General features: G+C 71.3%; 8 protein-coding genes and 1 rRNA gene. 2 read left to right on the top strand and 7 right to left on the bottom strand.

Translation table 11 applies throughout. From position 1 onward, the window contains the following. Nucleotides 1–111 precede the first annotated feature (111 nt). Nucleotides 112–228: ribosomal RNA gene (gene rrf, locus ACFWZ2_RS19010) — 5S ribosomal RNA — on the top strand. 104 nt (nucleotides 229–332) lie between these two features. Here rrf and ACFWZ2_RS19005 read toward each other — a convergent pair. From ACFWZ2_RS19005 to ACFWZ2_RS18980, 6 genes are all read right to left on the bottom strand, one after another. Further along, nucleotides 333–1,001: a response regulator gene (locus ACFWZ2_RS19005; protein WP_384547037.1), complete on the bottom strand. Its 669-nt coding sequence runs from the start codon at nucleotides 999–1,001 to the stop codon at nucleotides 333–335. Further along, nucleotides 998–2,263, bottom strand: coding sequence for a sensor histidine kinase (locus ACFWZ2_RS19000; protein ID WP_384547035.1), 1,266 nt, complete (start codon nucleotides 2,261–2,263; stop codon nucleotides 998–1,000). The genes ACFWZ2_RS19005 and ACFWZ2_RS19000 overlap by 4 nt, the downstream gene beginning before the upstream one ends. Nucleotides 2,264–2,304: 41 nt before the next feature. Next, nucleotides 2,305–3,090 (bottom strand): ABC transporter permease, encoded by a 786-nt coding sequence (locus ACFWZ2_RS18995; protein WP_384547033.1) that lies wholly within the window; start codon nucleotides 3,088–3,090, stop codon nucleotides 2,305–2,307. Then, complete coding sequence (locus ACFWZ2_RS18990; RefSeq protein WP_384547031.1) at nucleotides 3,087–4,070, bottom strand: ATP-binding cassette domain-containing protein; 984 nt, start codon at nucleotides 4,068–4,070, stop codon at nucleotides 3,087–3,089. Before ACFWZ2_RS18990 ends, ACFWZ2_RS18995 begins: the two co-directional genes overlap by 4 nt. Before the next feature lie 204 nt (nucleotides 4,071–4,274). Continuing rightward, complete coding sequence (locus ACFWZ2_RS18985) at nucleotides 4,275–4,868, bottom strand: NADPH-dependent FMN reductase (protein WP_384547029.1); 594 nt, start codon at nucleotides 4,866–4,868, stop codon at nucleotides 4,275–4,277. Nucleotides 4,869–4,919: 51 nt separating this feature from the next. After that, complete coding sequence (locus tag ACFWZ2_RS18980) at nucleotides 4,920–6,452, bottom strand: MFS transporter (RefSeq protein ID WP_384547027.1); 1,533 nt, start codon at nucleotides 6,450–6,452, stop codon at nucleotides 4,920–4,922. Between the two features lie 67 nt (nucleotides 6,453–6,519). On the opposite strand from ACFWZ2_RS18980, the gene ACFWZ2_RS18975 reads away from it, so the two are divergent. Beyond that, entirely contained in the window at nucleotides 6,520–7,185 is a 666-nt protein-coding gene (locus ACFWZ2_RS18975; RefSeq protein WP_384547025.1) for a TetR/AcrR family transcriptional regulator, read from the top strand. A gap of 68 nt (nucleotides 7,186–7,253) precedes the next feature. Here ACFWZ2_RS18975 and ACFWZ2_RS18970 read toward each other — a convergent pair whose 3' ends face one another. Then, nucleotides 7,254–8,216, bottom strand: coding sequence for a LuxR C-terminal-related transcriptional regulator (locus tag ACFWZ2_RS18970; protein ID WP_384547023.1), 963 nt, complete (start codon nucleotides 8,214–8,216; stop codon nucleotides 7,254–7,256). Between the last annotated feature and the right edge of the window lie 56 nt (nucleotides 8,217–8,272).

Genomic DNA, 8,272 nt, shown 5'->3' with positions numbered 1-8,272 from the left:
AATAGGCCGAGGGCTTGTCCTCAGTTGCTCGCGTCCACTGTGTTGGTTCTGAAACCACGAACAACCCCACGTTTGTCACAGAGCGTGGTGCGGTTGACAGTTTCATAGTGTTTCGGTGGTCATAGCGTGAGGGAAACGCCCGGTTACATTCCGAACCCGGAAGCTAAGCCTCACAGCGCCGATGGTACTGCAGGGGGGACCCTGTGGGAGAGTAGGACGCCGCCGAACTAATTTTGAATGGGAAACCCCCGCACCATTGGTGCGGGGGTTTTCTGCGTTCCGGACCCATTTTCCGGACTCATTTTCCGGACCCATTCCCTGGGCCAATCCCTTCAAGACGGGCTCACCAGCCTCGTGTCGTACGCCAGGATGACCGCCTGCACCCTGTCCCGCGCTCCCGTCTTCGCGAGGATGCGGCCCACGTGTGTCTTCACCGTGGATTCCGCGAGGTGCAGTCGGGTCGCGATCTCCGTGTTGGTCCAGCCCTGGCCGATGACCGTCAGGATTTCCCGTTCGCGGTCCGTGAGGGACGAAAGGCGGGGGTCGCCCGACGGGTCGGCCGGAGTGTCCGGTGTGGGCAGGTGGTCGGCGTACGCGTCGAGGAGTCGGCGGGTGAGGCTCGGGGCCACCACCGCGTCGCCCGATGCGACCGCGCGGATTCCGGAGAGGAGTTCCTCGGGGAGTGCGTCCTTGATGAGGAAGCCGGACGCTCCGGCGCGCAGCCCGGCGTATGCGTACTCGTCGAGGTCGAACGTCGTGAGGATCAGGACGCGCGTGCGGTCGCCCGAGGCCACGATGCGGCGGGTTGCCTCGATGCCGTCGAGGCCTGGCATGCGGATGTCCATCAGGACGACGTCCGGGTGGACTTCGGCCGTCATGCGGACCGCCTCGCTGCCGTTGCCGGCCTCGCCCGCGACCGTCATGTCGTCCTGGCTCTCCAGGAGCATGCGGAATCCGAAGCGCTGCATGGGCTGGTCGTCGACGATGAGCACGGTGGTCACGGTGTTTCGCTGTCCTTCGGGAGCGGGATGTGGAGGTGGACCCGCCAGCCGCCGTGCGGGCGGGGGAGCGGACCGGCCTCAAGTGTGCCGTCGTACAAGGAGGTTCGCTCGCGCATTCCGGTGAGGCCCCGGCCGTGGCCCGCTGCGGTGAGGCCGCCCGTGCCGGTGTCCGTGATGTCGACGGTCACGCCGTCGGGCCCGTAGGTGACGTCGACGGTGGCGGTGGCGTCGGGGCCGCCGTGTTTGAGGGTGTTGGTGAGGGCTTCCTGGACCACGCGGTAGACGGCGAGTTGGCGTCCGGCGGGGACGGATCCGGGGTGGCCGTGGACCGTGCCGTGTACGGGGAGGCCCGCGGCCCGTACGCCGTCGATGAGTTGGCCGAGGTCGGCGAGTGCGGGCTGCGGGGCGAGTTCGGCGGTGCCGGGGGGTTCGTCGCTCAGGACGTCCAGGAGGCGGCGGAGTTCGGAGAGGGCCTGTCTGCTGGTGGTGCCGATGGCTTCGAGGGCCTGGGCGGCGCGCTCGGGGGACTTGGCGGCCGCGTACGAACCGCCGTCGGCGAGGCCCGTGATGACCGAGAGGTTGTGGCCGATGATGTCGTGCATCTCGCGGGCGATGCGGGTGCGTTCGGCGGCTGTGGCGAGCCTGGCCTGCTGGTCGCGTTCGACTTCGAGGCGTTGGGCGCGTTCGACGAGGGCCTGGGTGTAGTCCTGGCGGGAGCGCACCGCGATGCCGAAGAGCGCGACCATGGCGTACCCCCAGAGGAAGGGGCCGATCTGTGCGTCGAAGCTGTCCTCGGGGAAGTGGATGACGCCGACGACGAGCGGCAGCGTCATCATGGCGCCCGCCGTACCGAGCGTCTTCAGGGGCAGCCGCAGGGCGATGTTGAACAGGACGATCAGCTGGAGCATCGAGGCCTGCAGCATGGCGCCGGACGCGCTGTTGGCGAGGCCGACCGCCACCATGACGGTGAGGACGGCCATGGGGTGGCGGCGGCGCCACAGCAGCGGCAGGGAGAGGCCGAGGCTCATCGCGGCGACGAGCGCCGGGGGGACGTCCGGGTCGGGTGCGACGGTGCGCCAGCCGTCGCCGGAGGAGTCCGTGCCCGCGGCGATCACGAAGAAGCCGGTGAGCAGCAGGTCCCAGACGAGCGGGTGGCGCCGGTCGAAGGCGCGCACCCGCTGGGTCAGGCGCTGGACGTACTGGGTGAGGGGGTGCGGTCCCTGCCGGTCCTCCCGGGGGCCCGTCGGCCGTGTCTCGGTCACTGGCTCATCCTCGTACAGTCAACTGCCGCATCCTCGTACGGTCATACGTCGCGCCGCTTGAGCAGGAGGGACGCCGCGGCGATGACGGCCGCCGCCCACAGGGTGAGGGTGAGCAGGGCGGTGCCCGGGGCGATGGTGTTCTCGACGCGGGCGACCGAACCGAGGGAGCTCGCGGCCTGGGAGGGCAGATACCGGACCGCGGTCTCCACGGCGTCGAGGGGCAGCATCTTCAGGACGCCCGGCAGGATCAGCACGGAGGCGATGAACGCGCCGATGGCGCCGGGCACCGAGCGGAGCAGCGCGCCGACGCCGAGGGCGATGAGGCACATCAGGGTGATGCCCGCGGCGCTGCTGGTGAGGGCGCCCAGGACGCCGGAGTCGGTGAGGGACAGCTCCTTGTCGGAGCCGGAGAGCCAGATCTGGGCGACGAGGAACGTGACGGCGTTCGTCACGAACGTGAGTGTGAAGGCGACGGCCGCGAACACCCCCGCCTTGGCCCACAGGAGGGGCAGGCGGCGCGGTACGGCGGTGAGGGAGGCCCGGATCATGCCGGTCGAGTACTCGCCCGCGATGAAGAGGATGCCGAGGACCGCGAGGCAGATCTGGGAGAGCTGGGTTCCGTAGAGGACGAAGACGACCGTGTCGATCTCGGAGTCGTCGCCGTCGTAGGTGGACGCCATCATGATGCCGACGGAGAGGACCATGGTGCTCGCGGTGAGCAGGGTGATCCAGGTGGAGCGGAGCGTCCACAGCTTGTGCCACTCGGAGCGCAGGACGCCCTTGGCGGTGAGGCGGTAGGGGGCGGGGGTGACGTCGAGGGTGCTCATGCCGCGGCTCCTTCCTGCCGTGCTTCCTGCCGTGCTTCCTGCCGTGCTTCCTGCCGTGCTTCCTGTTGTGCGAGGTGCGTGGTGGCGACGTACTCGACGGACTCCCTGGTGAGGTCCATGAACGCCTGCTCCAACGAGGCGGTCTGCGCGGTGAGTTCGAAGAGCGGGATGCCGTGCGTGGCGGCGGTGCGGCCGATGTGTTCGGCGTCGGTGCCGTGGACGTCGAGGACGCCGGGGGTGTCGCCGGTGATCCGTACGCCGGGTCCGGCGAGCAGCTCGGTCAGGAGGCCGGCCTCGGGGGTGACGACCTTGACGGACGCGGTGCCCGATTCGCGGATGAAGCGTTCGACGGTGGTGTCGGCGAGGAGCCTGCCGCGGCCGATGATGATCAGGTGCTCGGCGGTGAGGGCCATCTCGCTCATGAGGTGGGAGGAGACGAGGACCGTACGGCCTTGTGCGGCAAGGGACTTGAGGAGGTTGCGGATCCACAGGACGCCCTCGGGATCGAGGCCGTTGACGGGTTCGTCGAGGATGACGGTGGCCGGGTCGCCGAGCAGGGCGGCCGCGATGCCGAGGCGCTGGCCCATGCCGAGCGAGAAGCCCTTCACGCGCCGGTGGGCGACCTCGTGGATGCCGGCCAGGTCGAGGACCTCGTCGACGCGCCGCTTCGGGATGGAGTGGGTGTGGGCCAGGGACATGAGGTGGTGGTACGCGGAGCGGCCCGGGTGGATGGAGCGGGCTTCGAGGAGGGCGCCCACCTCGTGCAGGGGTGCGGGGTGCGCCGCGTAGGAGCGGCCGCCGAGGGTGGCGCGGCCGCGGGTGGGGGCGTCGAGGCCGAGGAGCATCCGCAGGGTGGTGGACTTGCCCGCGCCGTTGGGGCCGAGGAAGCCGGTGACGGTGCCCGGGCGGACCTCGAAGCCGAGGTCGTCGACGACGGTCTTGTCGCCGTAGCGTTTGGTCAGTTCGTAGGCCCTAATCATGTCCTTGATGCTGCTGCGGTCGGCGACGCGGATCGTCGGACCGGGGGCGGGACGTGGGGGCGGCGGGTAGTACTCGGGTACGACGGCGACCCCGAGGTCGTACGAAGGGGACTCGCGCGCGGAGGGGCCGCCCCTCGTCGGGACGGCCCCTCATCCAGTACGGAGACCTGCATCCAGTACGGAGACCTGGCGGAACGCGAATCCTCAGCGGTACGGGTTCTCCGCGCGCGCCGTCCGCAGGGGCTTGGCCCACCAGGCCAGCTGGTCGAGCATCACCTTGGCGGCGCCGGCCGCGCCCGCCTCGTCGTGGGCGCGGCCGCCCTCGCCGAAGTGGTCCCAGGCGCCGTGGAAGCTGACGCCGTCGCGGACGGTGACGCAGTGCAGTTCGGCGAAGACCAGGCGGAGCTGTTCGACGGCGCGCAGGCCGCCGCCGACGCCGCCGTACGAGACGAAGCCGACCGGCTTGGCCTCCCACTCCGTGCGGTGCAGGTCGATGAAGTGCTTGAGGGCGGCGGGGAAGCTGTGGTTGTACTCCGGGGTCACCACGACGTACGCGTCGGCGGCGGCCACCCGTTCGGCGAGCGCGGCCAGGGCGGGGGTGCGTTCGGTGCCCCAGTCCGGGTGGGCGGAGGGCAGTTCGAGGTCGGCGACGTCGATGACGTCGAGGTCGAAGCCGGTGTGCCGTTCGGCGATGGCCGTGAACCAGCCGCCGACGGTGGGGCCGAAGCGGCCGTCGCGGGTGGAGCCGACGATGACGGCGAGGCGCAGGGGGGTGGCGGTGTTCGGGGTGGTGGACATGGCGTACTCCTCAAAAGTGTTCGGTACGGGGACGGTTGGGGTGCTGCGTGATCAGTGAGTCTGCGCTGTCGTGGGTTCGGACAGGGCGACGGGGGTGGTCTTCGGGGTTTCGGCCGTACGGCGCGGGGGCCGCGGTCGCAGCAGTGCGTGGACCAGGAGTGCGAGGCAGGCGCTGAGGCCCGCCACGGTCCAGAGGGTGATCTGCCAGGCCTCGGTGAAGGCGGTGGCGTGGCCGCCCGCGCCCGCCGTGATGCGGCCCGCGAGTTCCGCCGAGCCGACCCGGGGCTCCAGGAAGGCGAGCAGCAGGGCGCCGAAGACGGTGAGCATGACGGCGCCGGTGCCGCCGCGGACGGTGTTGAGGAATCCGGAGGCCATGCCGACCTGGGCGGGGCCGACCATGCCGAGTGCCTGGGCGTCGATGATGCCGACGGAGAGGCCCTGGCCGGTGCCGATGGTCAGCAGGGGGCCCGCGAGCGCGGCCGTGGAGATGCCGGGGTGCAGGGTGGTGAGCCAGGCGTTGCCCGCGCCGATCAGGAGCAGGGAGAGGACGAGCAGGTGGCGGGCGGGGACGCCGCGGTTGACGAGGCGGGCGCCGAGCGGGGGCAGGGCGAGGACGGGGACGGTCATCAGGAGCAGGATCAGGCCCGCGTCGCGTGCCGTGGTGCCGCTGGTGCCCTGGAGGTAGGTGGGCAGGAAGACGAGGACTCCGGTGGTGCCCGCGCCGAGTCCGAAGCTGCCGATGGTCCAGCCGAGGAAGGCGGGGTTGCGGGCCAGGGAGAGGTCGAGGATGGGGCGGCCGCCGGTCGCGGAGAGGTGCTTCTCGACGCGTACGAAGGCGGTGAGGAGGGCGAGGCCCGCGGCGAGCGGAAGGAGCGTGCCGGGCGCCGCCCAGCCGGACTTGGAGCCCTGGGTGACGGCGAAGAGGGTCAGCGAGAGGCCGCCGATGAAGGTGGCGGCGCCCGCCTTGTCGACGCGCGGCCTGGTGTCCGCGCGGGACTCGGCGAGGAAGCGGGTGCCGGTGAGGATCACGGCTCCTGCGGCGGCGAAGACCAGGAAGGTGGGGCGCCAGCCGAGTCCGTCCACCATCCAGCCGGAGAAGGTGGGGCCGATGGCGAGGCCGACGCCCGCGGTGGTGCCGAGGGCGGCGAACACCCTGGTCCTCGCGGCTCCGGCGTAGGTGGCGGCGAGCAGGGAGCCGCCGCTCGCCATGACGCCCGCCGCGCCCACGCCCGACAGGAGGCGGGCGGCGTCCAGGAGCAGGATGTGAGGGGCGAAGGCGGAGGCGAGGGTTCCTGCGGCGTAGACGGCGGCGCCCGCGGTGAGGACGCGGCGGCGGCCGAAGAGGTCGCCGAGGGAGCCCGCGACGAGCATGAAGGAGGAGGCGGCGAGGAAGTAGCCGACGACCACCCACTGGAGGGCGGCGCCCGACGCGTCCAGGTCGGAGCCGATGCGGGGCAGGGCCACGGTGGTGCCGGACATCGCCATCGGCAGGGTGAGCATGCCGAGCAGGACGACGAGGAGGGTGAGGACGGGACGGCCCCTGCGGATGGGCTGAGGGGCCTGCGGAGCGGTCTCGGTAGGCATGCGAGTAAAGTACAACGAGCGTTGTAGTAATTACAACGGTCATTGTAATTTTTCTGGGAGAGGTGAGATGACACAGCGGGAAGAAGCAGCCGAAGGCGGGCAGAAGCCCCTGCGCAAGGGCATGGCGGAGAAGCGGCAGGCCATCACGGGCGGTGCCCGCACCGTCTTCGGGCGCGAGGGCTACACGCGCGCCAGCATCGACGCCATCGCCGCGGAGGCGGGCGTGTCCACGCGCACCATCTACAACCACTTCGGCGACAAGGAGAACCTGTTCCGCGCCGTACTCCTGGAGAGCGCGGCCTCGGTGACCGCCGCCACGGAGGGGCTCTTCGAACGGCATCTGCGCAAGGTCCGCGACATCGAGGAGGACCTCCTCGACTTCGCGCGCGACTGGGTCGGGCAGGCCGAGGCGCATCCCGGGCACTTCGCCGTCGTACGGCAGATCATCCCCGAGGGGTCCCGGCTGCCCGCCGACGTCCTCGCGGAGTGGCAGCGGATCGGGCCGCAGGCGACCCAGGAGGCCCTCGGGCGCTGGCTGTTGGAGCTCGGCGGACAGGGCCTGCTCGCTGTCGACGCGACGAACGCGCGCAAGGCGGCGCGGCATCTCGCGCTGCTGGTGGGCGGCGGGGTCACGGCCGAGTCGTACTTCGGTGCGCTGCCGTTGGCGCAGGGCGCCGTGGACGAGATTGTGCGGGACGGGGTGGAGATCTTTCTGCGGCTTTATGGGGTGTAGGGCCCAATGCTGTCTCTGCGGGTGCTTCGTGGCTGGTCGCGCAGTCCCCCGCGCCCCTGAAGGGGCGCCTAGAGGTCCGGGTCCGCCCGTGCGATCAGATAGCCGAGCTGGGCCCGGGACTGTGACCCCAACTCCCGGGAGATCGTGGCGACATGGCCCGCCACCGTGCGCCGCGACACCCCGAGGCGGCGGGCGATCGCGTCGTCCGTGAGGCCGGAGACCAGGAGCTTCATGACCGTGCGGCGGACCTCGTCGACGATCAGCGGTTCGCGGGTGCGGGCGGCGGTCGGCTCGGCCACCGGCCTGGCCCGCTCCCAGGCGTCGTCGAAGACGGCGGCGAGGTGCGCCACGACGGCGGGGTGCCGGATCTCCACGGCGCCCCGGCCCTCGACGACATGGGCGACGGTCCGGTCGCAGACGACGAGGCGGCCGGTCAGCTGGTGCAGGGTGCGGACGTGGCCGCCCGCCCGCTCGATGTCCTGGATGTGCCGCCACTGCGCGGCGTGGGTGCGGGCCGCGTGCGGATACAGGGCCCGGTGGGTGACGCCGGGCGGGACGAGGGCGGGGTCCGTGAGGTCGTAGGGGCCGCGTTCGCCGGTCGGCTGCACGGTCAGGAGCTCGGTGCGGCAGTCGCGCACGGCCTGTTCGAGGAGCGCGGGCACGGCGTCCGCGCCGTCGACGGCGGTCAGCCAGTCCTGGGAGTCGCGCCGGGCGGCCCGGTAGATCGCGTGGACCGGCGAGAAGCCGGAGCTGATCGACCGCAGCCGGTCCTGCTGCGCGTCCAGCAACTCCCGTACGGGCTGGAGGAGTTCGGACTCGGCGACATTGGGCGACACGGGCACGAGGACCTCGGGGTCGTCCGGGGGCGGTGTGAGCAGACCGAGGCGTACGAGGCAGTGGGGCGCCGTCGCACGCGGCAGGCAGCCCTTGACGACGGCGGCGCGGTAGCGGCTCAGGCCGTCGGCGCAGGGGGCCTGGGCGGCGTCGGTGCAGCGGCACCCGGTGGCGGGACCCTGTGCGTCATCGTGCATCGCACGATTATGCACCGGGATTTCCAAGGTTCAGATGCCGTCCTGCTGTGAGACTC

It is taken from the genome of Streptomyces sp. NPDC059002 (genome assembly GCF_042740435.1).
Lineage (GTDB): Bacteria > Actinomycetota > Actinomycetes > Streptomycetales > Streptomycetaceae > Streptomyces.
This window is presented reverse-complemented; position numbering and strand designations above follow the sequence as displayed.

Coding starts and splice junctions, on each gene's coding strand:
- ACFWZ2_RS18995 (WP_384547033.1), bottom strand. CDS start 3,090: ATGAGCACCCTCGACGTCACCCCCGCCCCCTACCGCCTCACCGCCAAG.
- ACFWZ2_RS18990 (WP_384547031.1), bottom strand. CDS start 4,070: ATGATTAGGGCCTACGAACTGACCAAACGCTACGGCGACAAGACCGTC.
- ACFWZ2_RS18985 (WP_384547029.1), bottom strand. CDS start 4,868: ATGTCCACCACCCCGAACACCGCCACCCCCCTGCGCCTCGCCGTCATC.
- ACFWZ2_RS18980 (WP_384547027.1), bottom strand. CDS start 6,452: ATGCCTACCGAGACCGCTCCGCAGGCCCCTCAGCCCATCCGCAGGGGC.
- ACFWZ2_RS18975 (WP_384547025.1), top strand. CDS start 6,520: ATGACACAGCGGGAAGAAGCAGCCGAAGGCGGGCAGAAGCCCCTGCGC.
- ACFWZ2_RS18970 (WP_384547023.1), bottom strand. CDS start 8,216: ATGCACGATGACGCACAGGGTCCCGCCACCGGGTGCCGCTGCACCGAC.